At 61.5% G+C, this 17,879-nt stretch carries 18 protein-coding genes and 1 tRNA gene; 5 read left to right on the plus strand and 14 right to left on the minus strand.

The window, feature by feature from the left end:
* Positions 1-37 precede the first annotated feature (37 nt).
* The 5 genes from F506_RS18255 to F506_RS18275 all read right to left on the minus strand — a co-directional run bounded on the left by F506_RS18255 (position 38) and on the right by F506_RS18275 (position 3,699).
* Complete coding sequence (locus F506_RS18255) at positions 38-691, minus strand: DUF1345 domain-containing protein (RefSeq protein WP_053199790.1); 654 nt, start codon at positions 689-691, stop codon at positions 38-40.
* 113 nt (positions 692-804) lie between these two features.
* Positions 805-1,305, minus strand: coding sequence for a SecDF P1 head subdomain-containing protein (locus F506_RS18260; RefSeq protein ID WP_053199792.1), 501 nt, complete (start codon positions 1,303-1,305; stop codon positions 805-807).
* On the minus strand, positions 1,305-1,523 hold the full coding sequence (locus F506_RS18265) for a hypothetical protein (RefSeq protein ID WP_053201771.1): 219 nt from the start codon (positions 1,521-1,523) through the stop codon (positions 1,305-1,307). Before F506_RS18265 ends, F506_RS18260 begins: the two co-directional genes overlap by 1 nt.
* A gap of 82 nt (positions 1,524-1,605) precedes the next feature.
* Complete coding sequence (locus F506_RS18270) at positions 1,606-2,967, minus strand: sensor histidine kinase (protein WP_053199794.1); 1,362 nt, start codon at positions 2,965-2,967, stop codon at positions 1,606-1,608.
* A 63-nt stretch (positions 2,968-3,030) separates the two neighbouring features.
* Positions 3,031-3,699 (minus strand): response regulator transcription factor, encoded by a 669-nt coding sequence (locus F506_RS18275; protein ID WP_016833287.1) that lies wholly within the window; start codon positions 3,697-3,699, stop codon positions 3,031-3,033.
* Positions 3,700-4,034: 335 nt separating this feature from the next.
* Here F506_RS18275 and F506_RS18280 point away from each other — a divergent pair, with 335 nt between their 5' ends.
* Both F506_RS18280 and F506_RS18285 read left to right on the plus strand, forming a co-directional pair.
* Complete coding sequence (locus F506_RS18280) at positions 4,035-6,287, plus strand: TonB-dependent receptor (protein ID WP_053199795.1); 2,253 nt, start codon at positions 4,035-4,037, stop codon at positions 6,285-6,287.
* Positions 6,288-6,314: 27 nt separating this feature from the next.
* Complete coding sequence (locus F506_RS18285) at positions 6,315-7,001, plus strand: Fe2+-dependent dioxygenase (RefSeq protein ID WP_053199797.1); 687 nt, start codon at positions 6,315-6,317, stop codon at positions 6,999-7,001.
* Between the two features lie 21 nt (positions 7,002-7,022).
* Here F506_RS18285 and mdtD read toward each other — a convergent pair whose 3' ends face one another.
* The 5 genes from mdtD to F506_RS18310 form a co-directional block, all read right to left on the minus strand.
* Positions 7,023-8,390 (minus strand): multidrug transporter subunit MdtD, encoded by a 1,368-nt coding sequence (gene mdtD, locus F506_RS18290; RefSeq protein WP_053199799.1) that lies wholly within the window; start codon positions 8,388-8,390, stop codon positions 7,023-7,025.
* A 40-nt stretch (positions 8,391-8,430) separates the two neighbouring features.
* Complete coding sequence (locus tag F506_RS18295; RefSeq protein WP_029363220.1) at positions 8,431-9,285, minus strand: ABC transporter permease; 855 nt, start codon at positions 9,283-9,285, stop codon at positions 8,431-8,433.
* Between the two features lie 71 nt (positions 9,286-9,356).
* Positions 9,357-10,178 carry an ABC transporter ATP-binding protein gene (locus tag F506_RS18300; protein ID WP_053199801.1) on the minus strand — a complete coding sequence of 274 codons (822 nt, stop codon included), beginning with the start codon at positions 10,176-10,178 and terminating at the stop codon, positions 9,357-9,359.
* A 157-nt stretch (positions 10,179-10,335) separates the two neighbouring features.
* On the minus strand, positions 10,336-11,349 hold the full coding sequence (locus F506_RS18305) for an ABC transporter substrate-binding protein (RefSeq protein ID WP_053199803.1): 1,014 nt from the start codon (positions 11,347-11,349) through the stop codon (positions 10,336-10,338).
* A gap of 48 nt (positions 11,350-11,397) precedes the next feature.
* Positions 11,398-12,423 carry an ABC transporter substrate-binding protein gene (locus tag F506_RS18310; protein ID WP_053199805.1) on the minus strand — a complete coding sequence of 342 codons (1,026 nt, stop codon included), beginning with the start codon at positions 12,421-12,423 and terminating at the stop codon, positions 11,398-11,400.
* Between the two features lie 165 nt (positions 12,424-12,588).
* On the opposite strand from F506_RS18310, the gene F506_RS18315 reads away from it, so the two are divergent.
* The gene (locus tag F506_RS18315; RefSeq protein ID WP_053199807.1) at positions 12,589-13,263 is read left to right on the plus strand and encodes a response regulator; all 675 of its coding nucleotides are present in this window, start codon (positions 12,589-12,591) and stop codon (positions 13,261-13,263) included.
* On the plus strand, positions 13,253-14,638 hold the full coding sequence (locus F506_RS18320) for a sensor histidine kinase (RefSeq protein ID WP_053199809.1): 1,386 nt from the start codon (positions 13,253-13,255) through the stop codon (positions 14,636-14,638). The genes F506_RS18315 and F506_RS18320 overlap by 11 nt, the downstream gene beginning before the upstream one ends.
* A 54-nt stretch (positions 14,639-14,692) precedes the next feature.
* Here F506_RS18320 and F506_RS18325 read toward each other — a convergent pair.
* The 4 genes from F506_RS18325 to F506_RS18340 all read right to left on the minus strand — a co-directional run bounded on the left by F506_RS18325 (position 14,693) and on the right by F506_RS18340 (position 16,965).
* A tRNA-Val gene (locus F506_RS18325) sits at positions 14,693-14,767 on the minus strand.
* A gap of 111 nt (positions 14,768-14,878) precedes the next feature.
* The gene (dnaQ, locus tag F506_RS18330) at positions 14,879-15,604 is read right to left on the minus strand and encodes a DNA polymerase III subunit epsilon (protein ID WP_053199811.1); all 726 of its coding nucleotides are present in this window, start codon (positions 15,602-15,604) and stop codon (positions 14,879-14,881) included.
* Between the two features lie 32 nt (positions 15,605-15,636).
* Positions 15,637-16,086, minus strand: coding sequence for a ribonuclease HI (gene rnhA / locus F506_RS18335; RefSeq protein ID WP_407638189.1), 450 nt, complete (start codon positions 16,084-16,086; stop codon positions 15,637-15,639).
* Positions 16,087-16,173: 87 nt separating this feature from the next.
* Entirely contained in the window at positions 16,174-16,965 is a 792-nt protein-coding gene (locus F506_RS18340) for a class I SAM-dependent methyltransferase (RefSeq protein WP_053201773.1), read from the minus strand.
* Positions 16,966-17,038: 73 nt separating this feature from the next.
* Here F506_RS18340 and gloB point away from each other — a divergent pair, with 73 nt between their 5' ends.
* Positions 17,039-17,821 (plus strand): hydroxyacylglutathione hydrolase, encoded by a 783-nt coding sequence (gene gloB, locus F506_RS18345; protein WP_053199813.1) that lies wholly within the window; start codon positions 17,039-17,041, stop codon positions 17,819-17,821.
* The last annotated feature ends 58 nt before the right edge of the window (positions 17,822-17,879 follow it).

Genomic DNA, 17,879 nt, shown 5'->3' on the forward strand with positions numbered 1-17,879 from the left:
TTTTTTATTGCGTGCCGCGTGCCGACACCGCGATGGGTCAGCTCACCAGGCTCGCTGCGATATTGATCGACAAGCCCAGGATCGCCGCATTGAACAGGAAGCCGATCACCGAATGCGCCAGCACGGTCTTGCGCAAAGCGCGCGTGCCGACGGAGACGTCCGAGGTCTGTACTGCGACGCTGATGGTGAACGCAAAATAGAGGAAGTCCCAGTAGTCCGGATTTTTTTCACCGTCGGCAAAGCGCAGCGGCGGCTCGTCGTTGCCGTCCTCGGCGTAAAACAGCCGCGCATAGTGCAAGGTGAAAACGGTGCCGATCAGGAACCATGAGCCCAAGACGGTGCCGCCGGTGAACGCATAGTGCAACAGCTTTTTGCCGTTCTCCAGATGGGAAGCGCCGGCCAGTTCAATGACGATGGCGGCCAGGCTGGCGATGGCGGCTACGCAGACGGTCACCAGCACCAGCTGCGCGCTTTCGTCTTCCTTTTCGGCGAGGCGTTTGGTGTCGGCTGCCCGGGAGCGGAACATCATCACCCAGATCGTCAGCAAATAGCAGGCAACGCCGGCGTTCCAGCCTGTCAACAAGCGCGTGATGAGCTCCCCCTCGGCGCACAATAAATACCCCGCTGCGCCGACGGCGACAGCGATGAGCAAACGCGGATGAACCTGGACGATATGACGGGCGATGGACATGGTGTGGACGGGTCGCGCGACCCGGCGGCAATTGAATTGCCGCAACCTTATCATGCGCACGGCCGGCTGCGTGGGTCGCCGGTCGGACGCATCTTGCTGCATCACTTTTTTGATTACTTCTTCGGCGCGATGCCCAGGGCGATTTCCTGTGCTTCCTCCAGCGACCTGAAGCCGGTGATGGCGAAGCGATTTCCCGACAGCGGCGCCGACACCACCGGCGCCGTCATCACCTCGCCGTTGATCATCACCGCCATGCGCTGACGCAGCAGCACGCGCGACGCCATGCCCATGCGGATCGCGCCGGCCGGCGTCATCTGGATCACGATCAGCACCTGCCCGCCAAGGTCCTTCCTGGCGTTGGCCAGGGCGACATCGGAATTGTCCAGCAAGACTTCCGGCGCAACGTAGACCGTGGTGCCGGGATCATCGAGCAAGTTGGCTTTTTGCCAATCCGGACTTTCTGCCAGGCTGGCAGCGTGAATCTCGAAGCGTGTTCCGGATTGTGAATGACCGGTGGCGCAGGCACCCAGGCCGGTGCTCAGAATCAGTACGGCAAGAGTGCGTTTGAACGAAGTTAGCGAAGTGAGCGAAGTGAAAGTGGCTGCGACCTGCATCAGAATTCGTGCTCCTTGAGTGCACGTTCGGCACGCTGCCTGGCGTTGTCCAATGCTTCCTGCATGGAGCCGAACAGGCCTGCCGGGATGTAGGTCTCGGCGACTTCCGGTTCGCGCGTGAGCCGCACGAAGACTTGCGCCTCGAACACATCTTCGTCTTTCTTGACCGCGTCGAAACGGGCGATGTGGGTGCCGCTTTGTAGGACTTGCTCTGTCATGAATACCTCCATCAATGGCGATAGAGGATTGGACAGAGGCATGCCGAACAGGTTCGGAGCAATTTTCACGCTCAGTGAAAACTCAGGCCTGACGCGGGAAACGCACCGTAAATACCGTCCCGCAATCGGCCTCGCCCGAGGTCAGCGTGATCTCGCCGCCGTGGTCCTTGGCGATGTCGCGCACGATGGCCAGGCCCAGTCCGCTGCCCGCGATCTTGTCGTTGACCCGGTAGAAACGGTCGAAAATCAGTTCACGATGTTCCGGTGCGATACCGGGGCCGGAATCTTCCACCGTCAGCAAGGTGGCGTCTTCCTGCTCGCGGCAACTCACCGTGACGGTGCTCTGCGGCGGCGAATAACGCACGGCGTTGTCGACCAGATTGTCGATCAGGTCGCGCAGCATGAAGCGGTCGCCCTTCATGCGCGCCGGCTGCAGATCGAAGCCGAGGTCGATCTGTTTCTTGTCGGCCTGTTCGATGAAATGCTGCACCGACTCTTCCACCAGCTTGTCGAGCAGCAGATCTTCCAGATGGGTCGGCTTGAAGCGGCTCGGTTCGGCGCGCGCCAGCGCCAGCAGCTGGTTGCTCTGGCGCACCATGCGTTCGACCGAGGAGGTCATCAGCTCGGTGGAATGCGCTGTCTCCGGCTCGTCGGCATGGCGCTGATGCAACCACTCCAATTGCAGGCGCAGGCCGGTCAAGGGCGTACGGATCTGGTGCGCGACATTGGCCAGGAAATTCTGCTGCGCGCTGGCGGCCTTGCGGATGTTTTCCAACAGACTGTTGATCGCCCCGATCACCGGCGACAGCTCTTCGGCGGTGTCCTTGAATTCGATCGGCGTGAGGTTGTCGTGATTGCGCTGGTCGAGATTCTGGCGCAATTCACGCAGCGGACTCAGGCCCTTGTTGACCGCGATCATCACGATCGCAATCGAGAAGAAGGTCAGCGCGCCATCCAGCAGCAGCAGAGAAATCAGGATCACATAGTGGGTCTGGTTGCGCTTGCGGAAAGTCTCGGCAATACCGATGTAGATCGGCGTGCGCTCGATGCTGACGTACAGCGCGGCGATACGCACCTGTTCGCCGTTCATCACGCCGTCGTAGGTAACCGGCTCGTTCGGCTCGGAAACCTGATTGACCTGAGGGAAATTGTGATCGCCCGCCAGGGTCTCGCCGTTGGCGTCCCGCACCACGAAATACATGGTGTCGAAATGATCCGAGCGCAGCATCTGCTCAGCCTGCTTGGTCAACTCCAGCGAAGTCTTGCCGCGCACGCGCTTGATCTGCGAGGTCAGCGCCCAGGCGGCGTCGGTGATGCTCTGGTCGAAGGCGTCCTGCGCCGGCAGCCACGCCAGCCAGTAAGTCAGGCCGGCGCCGATCAGATTCACCGCCAGCAGCGGCGCGATCAGCCATTTGAGGAGATTTATCTTGATGCTGGCGCGCATGGCGGTTTCAGGCGCCTAGCCGGCACGGCGGAAAAAGGACATGCCGGTTTGTCGCAGCATGCCTCAGGCTTCGCTCTTCTCGAGCATGTAGCCGAAGCCGCGAATGGTGCGAATGGCGACGCCCGAGCCTGCCGTCTTGGTGCGGATGCGCGAGACGTAGACTTCGACCGCGTTGAGCGTGACGTCTTCCCCCCACGGCAGCACGGCATCGATGATCTGCTGCTTGGACACCACACGCGAAGCTTGCTGCATGAGGTATTCCAGCACGGTCCATTCGCGCACCGAAAAATCCACCTTCTTGCCGTCGATGGTGGCGCGCTTGGAAGACGTATCGAGCGACAGGCCGCCAATGGTGAGCTGTGTCGGTTGCGGGCTGCTGCGGCGGATCAGCGCCTTGATGCGCGCCACCAGTTCCGGCGTTGCAAACGGCTTGACCAGGTAATCGTCGGCGCCCAGCTCAAGGCCGTGCACGCGATCGGGAATCGTGTCGCGCGCCGTCAGCAGCAGCACCGGCATGTTGCTGCCGCGTGCGCGCAGGCGACGCACCACTTCAAAACCGTCCAGGCCTGGCAAGCCGATGTCGAGCACCAGTACGGTCGCCGTGTAACGCTGCAGCAACGCGTCGGCGTCGGTGCCGTTGTTGACCGTGTTGACACTCAGACCATGCGACTTGAGCATGCGCGACAGGCCGTCGGCCAGCACCAGATCGTCTTCCACCAGCAGAACGTTCATATTTGGGACCAGATGAGAAATTCAGGTTGCGCCAGGGCAATTCACAAGCACATCGGACAGCACGAAGCAATTCAGCGCTGCAAGGAACGTATTGTAGCGCCGGCAATTCCTCCGGAAAGCGAGTTGAGCGCGATCAACGGTTTATTTTAGTCAAAGTCAGTATTTTGTCAGTTCAATGTCAGCACGTCGACAGCACGCCGCTTTAATCTAGCGCACAAGCAATCGGAATGAGAATCGAAATCAATTATTCCGTACTGCATTCAGCCAGCCAGACGGTCCCGCGCCCTCCTCGCCAGCCAGCCTTCATGTGACCCAACCAGACAGAAAACGCCAAAATGAACCGTCTTACGCCGATCGCCGCAGCACTTGTCGCCGTGTTTGCCGCGCCAGTTGCCGTGCATGCGCAACAAACTTCCTCCCCTGCCGCTGCCCCTGCCCCTGCCAATGCTGCAGCGCCGTCTTCCTCGCTCAAGGAAGTCGTCGTCGAAGGCAAGCGCGATGATTTCAACACCGCGACGACCGCGCTGACCAAACTCCCGGCCGACCTGCACGACGTGCCGCAATCGGTGGTGGTGGTCAACAAGGCATTGCTGCAATCGCAAGGCGCGACGTCGCTGTCGGACGCGTTGCGCAATGTCGCCGGCATCACGCTGGGCGGCGCGGAAGGTGGCCAGATCGGCAACAACATCAACCTGAACGGCTTCTCGGCGCGTACCGATATCTACCTGGACGGCTTCCGCGACCGCGCCCAGTATTATCGCGACACCTTCGCGATGGACGAAATCGAAGTGCTGATGGGCCCGTCGTCGATGCTGTTCGGCCGCGGTTCAACCGGCGGCATCATCAACCAGGTCACCAAGAAGGCCAACCTGAAGGAATCCACCGAAGTCTCCGCATCGGTAACCACCAACGGTCTTGTGCGCACCACCGTCGACCATAACCAGCCGTTGTCGGACACATCGGCGTTCCGTATCTCCGCCATGGCGCAGGACGGCGCTGCTTCGACCCGCAACCAGATCAATGTTCAGGATTTCGGACTGGCGGCTTCGTATGTCACCGGCCTCGGCACCTCGACGGAAATCACCCTCTCGGCGCTGATCCAGCATAACCACGACCAGCCCGATTACGGCCTGCCGCCGCTGAACGGCCATCCGGTCGGCGTCGACCGTGATACCGCATATGGCCTCAACAGCGACCGCACCGACCAGGACGTGGTTTCGCTGAACGCCGGCATCAAGCACAAGCTCACGCCCGACTTCACCATCCGCAATCAGACCCAGTTCAACTACGTCCACACCAATGCAGTGGAAACGGCGCCGAACACCATCGGCACCGTCTCCGGCGCAGGGTTCACTGCGCTGACCGGAGCAGCCAGCAGCTTGCCGCTGTCGAGCCTGTATGTCCGTGCGCAAAGCCATGATCGCGACATCCACGATTACTCGATCTTCAACCAGACCGAACTCACCGGAAAAATCACCGCGCTCGGCTTCAAGCACGACCTGGTGGTTGGACTCGAAGTCGGTCATGACGGCTATGACAACCAGGCTTACTATCGCAACGGCAGCTGCAACGGCGTGGCATTGACCGGCGCCGCCACCCCGACCTCGGGTTATGCCGACTGTATTCCCGTGGTCAGCGCGGCCTACAGCGCAGCCGGCGCCGGCGTCGTCAGCCAGGCCGGCAACCGTCAAGGCGGCAGCGCCAACACCATCGCCACTTACTTCGGCGACACGCTTGAACTGAGCAAGCAATTCAAGCTGGTCGGCGGCTTGCGCTATGACCGCTACATCGCCAGCATCACCAATTCCATCAACTCGGGCAACACGCCCAAAGTCGCGAACAATACCAATCTGGCCAGCGCCAACCAGACCGTCAATTTCCTGAGCGTACGCGCCGGCGGCATCTGGCAGCCGTCAGAAGCGCAGTCCTACTACCTGTCTTATGGCACCTCGTTCAACCCCTCGCTGGAACAGTTGACCGGGACTGCCGGCCAGAACAACCTCGATCCGGAGAAGAACCGCTCCTATGAACTGGGCGGCAAATGGGACGTGGCGGAAAACCTCTCCCTGAATGCCGCGGCGTTCCAGATCACCAAGCAGAACGCCCGCTCGCTGGTGTCCACCGGCGTGTACGAGCTGAGCGGCAACGTGCGCGTCAAGGGCGCACGTGCCGGCGCCACCGGCCGCATCAACAAGCAATGGCAAGTCGCAGCCGGCTATACCTACCTCGATGCGCAAGTCCTCAGCGGCGCGGCAAGCGACACGGCAGTCGGCAAGATCCCGACCAACACGCCCAAGCATACGCTGACCACCTGGACCACCTACGACGTCATGCCGCATTGGCAAGTGGGCGGAGGCGCCACCTACATGTCGCAACGCTACGCCAACGCAACCAATACAGTGCAGGTTGGCGGCTACACCCGCTGGGACGCTACGGTTGCCTACACGCAGAAACAATACGACGTTCGTTTCAACCTCTTCAACCTGACGAACAAAATGTATTACGATGCGCTGATCCAGTCCGACGGCGGACGCTCGGTGCCCGGCACCGGCCGCACCGGCATGATCTCGGTCAACTATCGTATGTAGTCTGAAGCAAGTGAAAGAAATCCACCCATGCTGATCGCCATTCCCAAGCTGCTCGACGCGCAACAACTCCATGCCGTACGCCAGCTCCTGGAACAGGCCGGTCCGGCATGGGTGGATGGCCGTGCGACGGCCGGCTATCAAGGCGCGCCGGTCAAGTTCAACCAGCAGATCGACGAGCGTTCGGAGGTCGCCGCACAGTGCCAGCGCATCATCCTGTCGGCATTGGAACGCAACCCGCTCTTCATCAGCGCGGCCTTGCCCAATACCGTCTATCCGCCGATGTTCAACCGCTACGGCGAGGGCATGACCTTCGGCGCGCATGTGGACGGCAGCGTGCGGATCGATCCGCATACCGGCCGCAAATTGCGCACCGATATTTCCGCAACGCTGTTCCTGTCCGATCCGGCGACTTACGACGGCGGCGAACTGCAGATCCATGATACCTACGGCATGCATTCGGCCAGGCTGGAAGCCGGCGACATGCTGGTCTACCCCGCCACCAGCCTGCACCAGGTGACGCCGGTGACGCGCGGCGTGCGCACCGCGTCCTTCTTCTGGGTGCAAAGCCTGGTGCGCGACGACGGCCGGCGCAGCATGCTGTTCGACATGGACAATGCCATCCAGACGCTCAATCGGACCGGCGCCGACGAGACGGCGCGACGCACGCTGGTCGGCTGTTATCACAACCTGCTGCGGCAGTGGAGCGATACATAGGCAAGTGACAGCAGGTGAAAGTCAATTGAAGTAACGCGCATCCATCCGGCGAAACACCAGCGCCGACAACAAGGTCACGATGCCGACGCAGACGAAGGTCAGCGTAAAGCTCCACTCCCTCGCCCACGCCACGCCATCGAGCCCGTTCAGCATGGAACCGGCGATGGTCACGCCCAGGCCCAGCGCCAGCATCTGCACCATCGAGAACAGGCTGTTGCCGCTGCCGGCGTCCTTGCTGTCGAGTCCCTTGAGCGTGACACTGTTCATCGCCGCGAACTGCATCGAGTTGCACACGCCAAAGACCGCCAGTTGCACGATGCCGATCCAGATCGGCCAGGCCGGCGTAATCAACGCAAACGAAACGATGGCGGCGCCGACCATGATCGTGTTCACCAGCAGGAAATTTTCGTAGCCGTAGCGGCGCACCAGCGGTGCGATCCACGGCTTGGCGATGGTGCCGGCCACCGCCGCGGGCAACAGGACCAGGCCTGCATGCAAAGGCGAAAAACCAAGCTTGACCTGCAACAGCAACGGCAACAGGAACGGCACCGCCGACGAGCCGATGCGGCAAACCAGGTTGCCGATCAGGCCGACGCTGAAATTGGGTTCATTGAACAGCCCGAGCCGGAATAGCGGCTGCTCGTCGCGCCGCGCGTGGATGACATACCGCCACACCGTCAGCACTGAAATCCCGAACAAGCCGGCACTCCACCATGTGCGATGCTCGTCCATCGGCACATCCAGCGCCAGCGAGAAGGTCACCATGCAGGTCGACAGCAACGCGCAGCCGAACATGTCGAAACGCGGCGGCGACGTGATCTCTTCGCCCGGCAGGAAGCGATGCACGGCGAACATGCCGATCACGCCGACCGGCACGTTGATGAGAAAAATCCAGTGCCAGCCGATGGTCTGCGACAACCAGCCGCCCGTCACCGGACCGACCACGGGACCGAGCTGCCCGGCAATCGAAATGAAAGCCAGCGCCGAAATGTACTGCGCCCCCGGCACGCTGCGCAGCACGGCCAGGCGTCCTATCGGCAGCAGCATGGAACCGCCCACGCCTTGCACCACCCGCGCCAGCAGCAGCTGCGGCAGCGAGTGTGCATTGGCGCACAGCAGCGAACCGAGCACGAAGAGAAGAATGGCAAGGAAGTAGACGCGGCGGGTGCCGAAACGGTCCGCCAGCCAGCCGGAGGCCGGCGTCAGCGACGCCATCGTCAACGTATAAGACACCACCACCGGGTGCATCGCCAGCACCGGCTCGCCAAGACTGGCGGCCATGGAAGGCAAGGCGGTGTTGACGATGGTGGTGTCCAGCGTCTGCATGAAAAAGCCCGATGCGACGATCCACAACAGGGCTTTTTGAGAACGGGAAGAATTAAGGGACATAAAACAAGATTCTATCGTCCCTCGCGATCCGGCAACAAGATCAGAAAGCCGCCGGACGCCACTTCAGCAAACGCTTCTCCAGCGACGTCAGCAGGTAGTCCGCCAACAGCGCCACCACCGCCAGCACGATCATTGCCGCAAACACGCCGCTGGCGTTGAACGCACCTTGCGCCGTCGAGATCAGCAGGCCGATGCCTTGCTTGGAGCCGAGGAACTCGCCCACGACGGCGCCGACCAGCGCGAAACCGAAGCTCACGTGCAAGCTCGCCAGGATCCAGCTCAATGCCGACGGAATCACCACCGCCGTCGTCACCTGGCGACGCGAGGCGCCGAGGATCTGCGCGTTGGCGATCATGTAGCGGTCGGCTTCACGCACGCCCTGGAAGGCGTTGCCGAACACCACGAAGAACACCATCACCACCGCCAGCGCCACCTTGGACGCCATGCCCAGGCCCAGCGCGATGACGAAGATGGAGCCCAGCACCACACGTGGAATCGAGTTGGCGATCTGGATGTACAGGCTGAACACGTCCGACATCAGCTTGTTGCGGCCCAGCGCGATGCCGGCAATGATGCCTGCGACCGAACCGATCAGGAAGCCCAGCACGGTCTCTTCCAGCGTCACCATGACCTGCACCCACAACGGGCCTTGCGAGGTACCTTCCATGATCCAGTCATAAATCTGGATCACGATCAGCGACGGCTGCGAGAAGAAGAAAGGATCGATCCATTGCATCGTGGCGGACAATTCCCAGCCGCCGAGGATGATGACCAGGATCGCCAGGCGCAGTGAAATCACCAGCCAGTAGCGTTGCTTGATCTTGCGTTGCGCTTCGCGTTCGACTTCGGCGATCGCTTCCGGGCTCATGGCGCGGCTTGTATTTACTTGTGTCATGTTGCTCACCTGTCTTGTCGTGTATTGTCGTTGGTGGTGTAAGGAGCAGAAAATATCTCTGTGGAGAACGCCTACTTGATCTGCACTTCTTCACGCAGATCGGACCAGATCTTGCGCGAGATGTCGATGAAGCGCTGCTCGTAGCGCACCTCATCCATCACGCGCGGCCGCGGCAGGTCGATCTGGTAGGTGCTCTTCAGAGTGGCCGGTCGCGCTGTCAGCACATAGACCTTGTCGGCCAGCGCGATAGCTTCTTCCAGGTCGTGGGTGACGAACACCACCGAACCGGAATGCGCCGACCACAGCTGCAGCAGTTCGTCCTGCATCAGCGTGCGGGTCTGCATGTCGAGCGCGCTGAACGGCTCGTCCATCAGCAGGATTTCAGGGCTGTTGATGAAGGTCTGGGCCAGCGCCACGCGCTTGCGCATGCCGCCCGACAATTGATGCGGATAGTGGTCTCCGAACTTGTCGAGACCGACGCGACGGATCCATTCGTTGGCCAGTTCGTAAGCCTGCTCTTTCGGCTTGCCGCGGAACAGCGGACCGGCGGCGACGTTGTCGCGCACGCTGCGCCACGGGAACACGGCGTCGTTCTGGAACACGAAGCCGATGCGCGGATCGATGCCGTTGACCGGCTCGCCCATCACGCGCACCTGGCCGATGGTCGGCTTGAGCAGACCGGTGATCAGGCTCAGCGTGGTCGACTTGCCGCAGCCGGTAGGGCCGACTACGGCAACGAACTCGCCACGCGCGACGCTCATGGAAAAATCGCGCAAGGCGACGGTGACGTTGCCGTCGGCGGTGATGAAGCGGCACGACACGTTGTCCAGCTCAATGGCCGGCGTATCCAGCTTGTTGACTGGTTTTACGGAAGCGGTGGCGGTTTGATTCATGAAGACTCTCTCGTCTGTTTTTTGGATTGCTGGCCGCGAAACGTCCCTCCGCGGACATTCCGGAGAACGCCCGCGTCAGGTGTCTGCTGCTCGCGCTTGGTTGAAACAGGCCTGCCCGGCAAATAGAAATGGAAACGGGCGTGCCGCAGAACCCGGATTACTTGACCTGGTTCACGAATTCATTGGTGTAGGTCTTGGACAGGTCGATGTGCTTGCCCTTGACGTTGGGGTTGAAACCGGCCAGCACCGACAGCACGGTTTCGGGACCACCGACCGGCATCTTGCCGTCAGGCGAATACATCGGCAGCGAGTTTTCCAACGCCTGGATGTACAGCGGCTTGTTGTTGCCGTAGTAGTCCTTCGGCATCTTGTCGGCGATCTCGGTGGCGCTGTGGGTCTTGATGAACCTGAGCGTCTTCACGAAAGCGCGCGCCAGCTTGGTGGCGTCGTCCTTGTGGCCGTTCAGCCAATTGCGCTGCACGTACAGGCTGGATGCCGGATACAGGCCGCCCAGCGCCTTCACGGTGCCCTCCACCGAACGCATGTCGACCAGCACCTTGGCTTCGCCGGTCTTGAGCATCTGCGACACGGTCGGCTCGGTGGTCATGCCGGCGTCGATACGGCCCTGCTTCATGGCGGCAATGAAGGTATTGTCGGCGCCGACCGGCAGCACCGAGTATTCCTTGGAAGTGATGTTGTAGCGCGACGCCAGGTATTGCGTCAGGAAGTTGGTCGACGAGCCGAGGCCGGTCACGCCCAGTGTCTTGCCCTTGACGTCGCCCATGTTCTTGATCGAGGCGGAGGCCTTGGTCGAGACCAGTTCCACCTCGCCCGGGACCTGGCCGAAGATCACGATGGCGGTGATTTCCTTGCCCTTGCTTTGCAGGTCGATGGAGTGGTCGTAGAAGCCGACCACCGCCTGCACCGCGCCGGCCAGCAATTCATTCTCGGCATCGACGCCGGCCGGCTGCGATTGCAGCTCGACGTCCAGGCCTTCTTCCTTGAAATAGCCCAGTTGTTCGGCCAGCTTGGCCGGCAGGTAAACCATCTTGGTGATGCCGCCGACCATGATGGTGATCTTGCCTGCGGCCGACGCCGTACCCGGCAAGGCCATCATGGTGGCGCCGGCTACGGCCAGCGAAATCAGCGTGCGACGGATGTTCTTGTTCATGGAGTCTCCTGGAAGGAATGATTCAAATTGTTATGGTGGAGCAAGTCTTTACTTCACCTGGTTCACGAATTCGTTGGTGTAGGTCTTGGACAAATCGATTTTCTTACCCTTGATGTTGGGATTGAACGCCGCCATCACCTTGAGCACCACTTCGGGACCTTCGGCCGGCATCTTGCCGTCCGGCGAATATATCGGCAGCGAGGCCTTCAAGGCCTGCACGTACAGCGCCTTGTTGCCGCCGTAATAGTCGGCCGGCATTTTGGCGGCGATTTCTTCCGCGCTATGGGTCTGGATGTATTGCAGTGTACGGACAAATGCGCGCGCCAGCTTGGCGGCTTCGGGCTTGTGCGTCTTCAGCCAGGCGCCCTGCACGTACACGGCCGAGGCTGGATACAGGCCGCCCAGCGCGGCGCGCGTGCCGGCGGCGCTGTTCATGTCGACCAGCACCTTGGCTTCGCCGCTGGCCAGCAGCATCGAAGTGGTCGGCTCGGTGGTCCAGACCACGTCGACGCGTTTTTGCTTGAGTGCGGCGATCAGCGTATTGCCGGCGCCGACCGGCAGCATCGAGTAGTCGCTGGTCTTGAGGCCGCTGCGGCTGGCCAGGTATTGCGCCAGGAAACTGGATGACGAGCCGAGACCGGTCACGCCCAGCGTGCGGCCCTTGAGGTCGGTCATGCTGCGCACTTGCGTTGCGAGGTCGCTGCGCACCATCTCCATGCCGCCCGGCACCACCAGCAGCTGGGTGATGGACTGGACTTCCTTGCCCTTGCTTTGCAGGTCGATGGAATGATCGTAGTAACCGACCACCGCCTGGACGGCGCCGGCCAGCAATTCATTCTCGGCGTCCACCCCGGCCTGCTGCGACTGCAGCTCGACGTCGAGGCCTTCATCCTTGAAATAACCGAGGTTTTCCGCCAGCTTGGGCGGCAGGTAGATCAGCTTGTTGATGCCGCCGACCATGATGGTGATCTTGCTGTCGGCGGCTTGGGCCGCCGATGGGACAGCCACGCTCAGCAGCGCAGTGGAAAACAAGGTGCCGATGACATAAGCACACACATTGAAGCGTTGACGCATTATGATGCCTCCTGAATGAGATGGAAGACTGCCGGCAGGGTGCAAGCAGTTCACTCAAGTTCTTATTAATATAGTTGGCGCTATTCTAAGAACCGGAAACCTTCATCCAGCTTTCCAAATCCGGTGTTTCTTCTGTGCACCGCAACAAAAAATATAGGCTTTTGCATGAAACTGCTGCTGATCGAAGACAACCCGCCGCTGGCGCATTGGCTCACGCAGATCCTGAGGGAAAACAAGTTCAGCGTCGACGTCGCCAGCGACGGCGAGATGGCCGATCACGTGCTGCACACGGAAAACTACGACGTCGTGCTGCTCGATCTGATGCTGCCCAAGATGCACGGCAAGAACGTGCTGCGCCGCCTGCGCGAGCGTCATAACGCGGTGCCGGTGATGATCCTGACCGCCAGCGGCTCCATCGACGAGAAGGTCGAATGCCTCGGCGCCGGCGCCGACGACTACCTGGTCAAACCCTTTGAAGTACGCGAGCTGGTGGCCCGCATCAAGGTGCTGATCCGCCGCCAGACGCCCGACAAGGCCGCCGAAATCCATTGCGGCGACCTCAGCTACGACAGCAACACGCGCCAGTTCGCCATCGCCGGCAAGACACTGGCGCTGCCCGCCCGCGAACACGACGTGCTTGAAATCCTCATGCTCAAGCAGGGCAAGACGGTATCCAAGAATGCACTGGTGAACGGCATCTTCAATTTGTCCGAAGAACCGAGCGCCGACGCCATCGAAATCTACATCTCGCGCCTGCGCAAGAAACTGGAACCCTCGCAGGCGGCCATCATGACGCTGCGCGGCCTGGGCTACCTGCTGAAACAAAAAGATGATAGTTAGCCTGCGTCTGCGGCTGCTGCTGTGGCTGCTGATTCCGTTGACCGTCTACGTCGGCGTCAGCACCAGCTTCACGCATGACAGCGCGGTCGCCAGCGCCGACCTGGTGCAGGACCGCGCGCTGCTGGCGTCGGCGCGCATGATCGCCGGCCAGGTGACGTGGGAAGACGGCGCCCCGGTCGTCAACATCCCGCCGGCCGCGCTGGAAATGTTCGCCTCACCCGACCACGACGAGGTCTATTACCAGGTGCTGATGGATGACAACACGCTGCTGGCCGGGCGTCCGGACTTCCCGGTCGACATCGACTTCTCGCTGATCGCACCCGCCTACGCCACCACGTATTTCAACAACCAGCCGCTGCGCGTGGTCAGCTACGTGCGCGCGCTGTACGACAACGGCACGCTGCGCATGGTGGCGGTGTCGGTGGGCCAGACCATGCGCGGCCACGCACAGCTGCTCGATGAATTGTGGCGCCCCGCGCTGCATCGCCAGATCGTCATGCTGCTGCTGGCAATTGCGCTAGTGGTGGTCGGCCTGACGATGGAGCTGCGCCCGATCCTGCGCGTGAAGGATGAACTCGCCACGCGCGAACCCAATTCGCTCACGCCCTTGCGCGCCGGCGAGCTGCAGGTGGAACTGCGCCCCATCGTGGTCGCCATCAACCAGTACATCCAGCGCCTGAACACCCAAGTCGCGGTGCAGAAGCGCTTCATCGCCGACGCCGCGCACCAGTTGCGCACGCCGCTGACGCTGATCGATTCGCAGATCCAGTTTGCGCGCCAGCTCAACGATCCGCAGCGCCTGCCGCAAGTCTTGCAAGCGCTGCAGGACAGCAGCCGCAACATGACCGACCTGACCAACAAGCTGTTGCAACTGTCGCAGGCGGAGGCGTCCAACAGCACCGCCTTCCCGCGCCAGCCGATCGAGCTGGTGGGACTGGCGGCGACGGTGCTGGAAGAACTGGTCAGCCTGGCGCAGCGCAAGCACATCGACCTCGGCATGGAGACAGCCGTCGACGAAGCCTGGGTCATGGGCAGCCAGGCGCTGTTCTCCGGCATGCTGATGAACCTGATCGACAATGCGCTGCGCTACACCCCGGAACACGGCAAGGTCACCGTCGGCGTGGCGCTGGAAGACAACAAGGAAGTCATCATCACCGTCGCCGACAACGGCCCCGGCATTCCCGCCGAAGTACGCGAACGCGTGTTCGAACGCTTCTATCGGAACGCAGCACCGGACCAGCACGGGGCCGGCCTCGGCATGGCGATCGTGAAGGAAATCGTGCAGGCTTCGCACGGGACGATCATCTTGGGGACGGACCGGGATGGAAAAGGATTGACGGTGACGGTGAAGTTGCCGATTTGCACGCGGCCTTGAATATTCGCCGCTGAAATGAAAAAAGCCAGCGCGAACGCTGGCTTTTTTGAATCCTGGTGGAAAGTGCAAGTTTCGAACTTGCGACCCCTGCAGTGTGAATGCAGTGCTCTACCCCTGAGCTAACCTTCCCTTGCTGTCGCCACCCACCGCGAGGGTTGGTGTGAAGCGGCCCGAATTATGACACAGAATTGCCGCTGCGGGCAAGCTGCTTGTCGTTTCTGCTTATTTTTTCCAAACAATTTACGCCGGCGGCGCTTCCGGCTCGGGTTCTTTGCGCCATACGCAAGTACCGCGCACTTCCTTGTCGAGCGTGTTGAGGACGGTTTCGTGCAGGCCCAGTTCCGCTTCGGTGGCGGCAACCACGATGACATCGGCCAGTGGCGCCAGTTCGAGTTTGACGGCGCCGTCTTCATCGCCGCCGCCGGCAGCCAGGTCCATGGTCAGGCTGTTCTGGCCGCGCGTCATGGCCAGGTAGACCTCGGCCAGCAGCGCGGCGTCGAGCAAGCCGCCGTGCAGGGTGCGGTGGGCGTTGGAGATGCCGTAGCGGTCGCACAGCGCGTCGAGCGAGTTGCGGCGGCCGGGATGCTGTTCCTTGGCCATTTGCAGCGAGTCGATGACGTTGTCGACGTGTTCCTTGAACGGCGGCAGTCCGAGCAGCTTGAATTCGGCGTCGAGGAAGCCGACGTCGAAGGAGGCGTTGTGGATGATGATTTCGGCGCCGCGCACGTAGTCGCGGAACTCGTCGGCGATTTCGGCGAACTTGGGCTTGTCGCTGAGGAACTCGGTGGTCAGTCCGTGCACCGCCAGCGCGCCTTCTTCGGAGTCGCGCTCGGGATTGATGTAGAAGTGCAGGTTGTTGCCGGTCAGCTGGCGGTTGAGCAATTCAACGCAGCCGATTTCAATGACGCGATCGCCGGTGCGGGCGTTCAGGCCGGTGGTTTCGGTGTCGAGGACGATTTGTCGCATGAGGATTCCGTTAGCTGGTGCTGAGCCTGCGCTCAGAGGACGGTTTCAACGCCGCGGTTGGCGAGCTGGTCGGCGCGCTCGTTGCCGGGATGGCCGGCGTGGCCCTTGACCCAGCGCCATTCGATCTTGTGCTGCGCCTGCGCGGCGTCAAGCGCCTGCCACAGGTCGACGTTCTTGACCGGTTCACGCGCTGCGGTTTTCCAGCCGCGCGCCTTCCAGCCGTGGATCCATTCGCTGATGCCTTTTTGCACGTACTGGCTGTCGGTGTAGACGGTGACGTCGCAGCGACGGGTCAAGGCACCGAGCGCTTCGATCACGGCCTTGAGTTCCATGCGGTTGTTGGTGGTGTTGCGTTCGCCGCCGCACAGCTCCTTCTCGCGGCCGCCCGCTATCAGCAGCGCACCCCAGCCGCCGGTGCCGGGATTGCCCTTGCAGGCGCCGTCGGCGTAGATTTCCACGCGGTCCAGCACTTCTTTGTTCATGCTTGCTTCTGTCATTGCCTGATTACTTTGGTCGTTGATGTAGATCGTTGATGATGCCCTCCCGCTTTTTGGCGGGAAGGCGGCATTCTATTCCTTATGGATGCGATTGGTCGCGGGCATGCCTTTGGGCACCTTGACCTTTTGCTTGCTCCAGGCCGGGCCGATCAGGCGCATGCCCTTGACGCGCTTGATCGCCTGCACGATGTAGACCGCGCCGAAATACGGCCACCAGCGGTCGCCGGCTTTTTCCATGAAGTGGAAACGGTCCAGCCATTTATCGGTGGCGCAAGGCGGCGCATAACAGCCGAAGTGGCCGCGGTTGACTTCCATGTTGAGCAGCTTGAGCCAGTCCTTCAGGCGCGGCAGGCGGATGAATTCGCCGTCCTGCGGCAGGAAGTGGGCGCCGGTCAGCCGGCCTGCTACCTGGCGTGCGCCCCACAGGCTGGTCGGATTGAAGCCGCAGATGATGACCTGGCCTTCCGGGATCAGCACGCGCTCGACTTCGCGCAGCACCTGATGCGGTTCGGCGCTGAACTCCAGCACGTGCGGCAGCACCACCAGGTCGAGGCTTTGCGTGGCGAACGGCAGCTCGGAAAAATCATGCGCCACCACCAGCGGGATCTCGCGTCCTTCCTGCAAGCCGGCCGAGGCTTCGGTCGGCAGGCAATTGTCGGTGAGCCAGCGATAAGGCATGCGGTTGGCTTGCAGCGCGTTGATCTGCGGCATGCCGATCTGCACCGCGTTGAATCCGAAAATATCGGCTGTGAGCGCGTCCAGGTGCTTCTGCTCCCAGGCGCGGACGTAGTTGCCCATCGGCGTATGCAGCCAGTCGTCGAGGGCTATAATGGCCTTTCCCGAATCCGTATCGACTTCCGCCATCACGCGCGCCCGCCCAACCATGTCAGCCATCCAGCCAGCAGCATCGTCCGCATCTTCTGATTCATCCACATCCTTGAGTGTTCTGACAGTTCCTGCATTTGACGATAATTACCTGTGGTTGATTCATGACGGCGTCAATGCGGCGATCGTCGATCCGGGCGATGCCGCTCCGGTCCTGGCAGCGCTCGAGGCACACGGCCTGACGCTGGCCGCTATTCTACTGACTCATCATCATGCTGACCATGTCGGCGGCGTTCCGGCCTTGTTGCAACATGGACAAGTTCCGGTCTACGGCCCCGCCGGCGAAGCGATTCCGACGATTACCCACCCCTTGTGGGAAGACGACCTGGTGCATCTGGCCGCCCTCGGCCTCGACCTCAATGTCATCGACGTACCGGGTCACACTAAAGGTCACATTGCTTACTACGCCGCACGACAGGGCTGGCTGTTCTGCGGCGACACGCTGTTTGCGGGCGGCTGCGGCCGCCTGTTCGAAGGCACGCCGCAGCAGATGGTGGCCTCGCTCAACAAACTGACCGCCCTGCCCGCCGCCACCAAAGTCTACTGCGCCCACGAATATACCCTGTCCAACCTGCGCTTCGCGCGCGAAATCGAACCGGGCAACGCCGCGCTGGCCGCGCGCATCGATGTGGAACAGGCCAAACGCGCCCGCAACGAGCCGACCGTACCCACCACCATCGCGCTCGAAATCGCCACCAACCCTTTCCTGCGCTACAAGGAAACCGCCGTCATCGCCCGCTTGCAAGAAGCCGGCCGTTTGCCTGCCTCAGGGAAACAAGTTGATCCGGCAGAAACATTCGGCGCGCTGCGCGAATGGAAGAATACCTACAAATAGACCGTGAATAGGTCCTTTTTCGGACAAATACCAAACGAATCAAGGGCTTAAGCTTTGT

It is taken from the genome of Herbaspirillum hiltneri N3, assembly GCF_001267925.1.
Lineage (GTDB): Bacteria > Pseudomonadota > Gammaproteobacteria > Burkholderiales > Burkholderiaceae_D > Herbaspirillum > Herbaspirillum hiltneri.

What these genes read in the sequence shown, in the direction of transcription:
- F506_RS18315 (WP_053199807.1), top strand. Translation starts at nt 12,589, where the DNA reads ATGAAACTGCTGCTGATCGAAGACAACCCGCCGCTGGCGCATTGGCTC.
- F506_RS18265 (WP_053201771.1), bottom strand. Translation starts at nt 1,523, where the DNA reads ATGACAGAGCAAGTCCTACAAAGCGGCACCCACATCGCCCGTTTCGAC.
- F506_RS18280 (WP_053199795.1), top strand. Translation starts at nt 4,035, where the DNA reads ATGAACCGTCTTACGCCGATCGCCGCAGCACTTGTCGCCGTGTTTGCC.
- F506_RS18255 (WP_053199790.1), bottom strand. Translation starts at nt 691, where the DNA reads ATGTCCATCGCCCGTCATATCGTCCAGGTTCATCCGCGTTTGCTCATC.
- F506_RS18270 (WP_053199794.1), bottom strand. Translation starts at nt 2,967, where the DNA reads ATGCGCGCCAGCATCAAGATAAATCTCCTCAAATGGCTGATCGCGCCG.
- F506_RS18340 (WP_053201773.1), bottom strand. Translation starts at nt 16,965, where the DNA reads ATGGCGGAAGTCGATACGGATTCGGGAAAGGCCATTATAGCCCTCGAC.
- F506_RS18310 (WP_053199805.1), bottom strand. Translation starts at nt 12,423, where the DNA reads ATGCGTCAACGCTTCAATGTGTGTGCTTATGTCATCGGCACCTTGTTT.
- F506_RS18305 (WP_053199803.1), bottom strand. Translation starts at nt 11,349, where the DNA reads ATGAACAAGAACATCCGTCGCACGCTGATTTCGCTGGCCGTAGCCGGC.
- F506_RS18300 (WP_053199801.1), bottom strand. Translation starts at nt 10,178, where the DNA reads ATGAATCAAACCGCCACCGCTTCCGTAAAACCAGTCAACAAGCTGGAT.
- F506_RS18275 (WP_016833287.1), bottom strand. Translation starts at nt 3,699, where the DNA reads ATGAACGTTCTGCTGGTGGAAGACGATCTGGTGCTGGCCGACGGCCTG.
- F506_RS18320 (WP_053199809.1), top strand. Translation starts at nt 13,253, where the DNA reads ATGATAGTTAGCCTGCGTCTGCGGCTGCTGCTGTGGCTGCTGATTCCG.
- F506_RS18295 (WP_029363220.1), bottom strand. Translation starts at nt 9,285, where the DNA reads ATGACACAAGTAAATACAAGCCGCGCCATGAGCCCGGAAGCGATCGCC.
- mdtD (WP_053199799.1), bottom strand. Translation starts at nt 8,390, where the DNA reads ATGTCCCTTAATTCTTCCCGTTCTCAAAAAGCCCTGTTGTGGATCGTC.
- dnaQ (WP_053199811.1), bottom strand. Translation starts at nt 15,604, where the DNA reads ATGCGACAAATCGTCCTCGACACCGAAACCACCGGCCTGAACGCCCGC.
- F506_RS18260 (WP_053199792.1), bottom strand. Translation starts at nt 1,305, where the DNA reads ATGCAGGTCGCAGCCACTTTCACTTCGCTCACTTCGCTAACTTCGTTC.
- rnhA (WP_407638189.1), bottom strand. Translation starts at nt 16,086, where the DNA reads ATGAACAAAGAAGTGCTGGACCGCGTGGAAATCTACGCCGACGGCGCC.
- F506_RS18285 (WP_053199797.1), top strand. Translation starts at nt 6,315, where the DNA reads ATGCTGATCGCCATTCCCAAGCTGCTCGACGCGCAACAACTCCATGCC.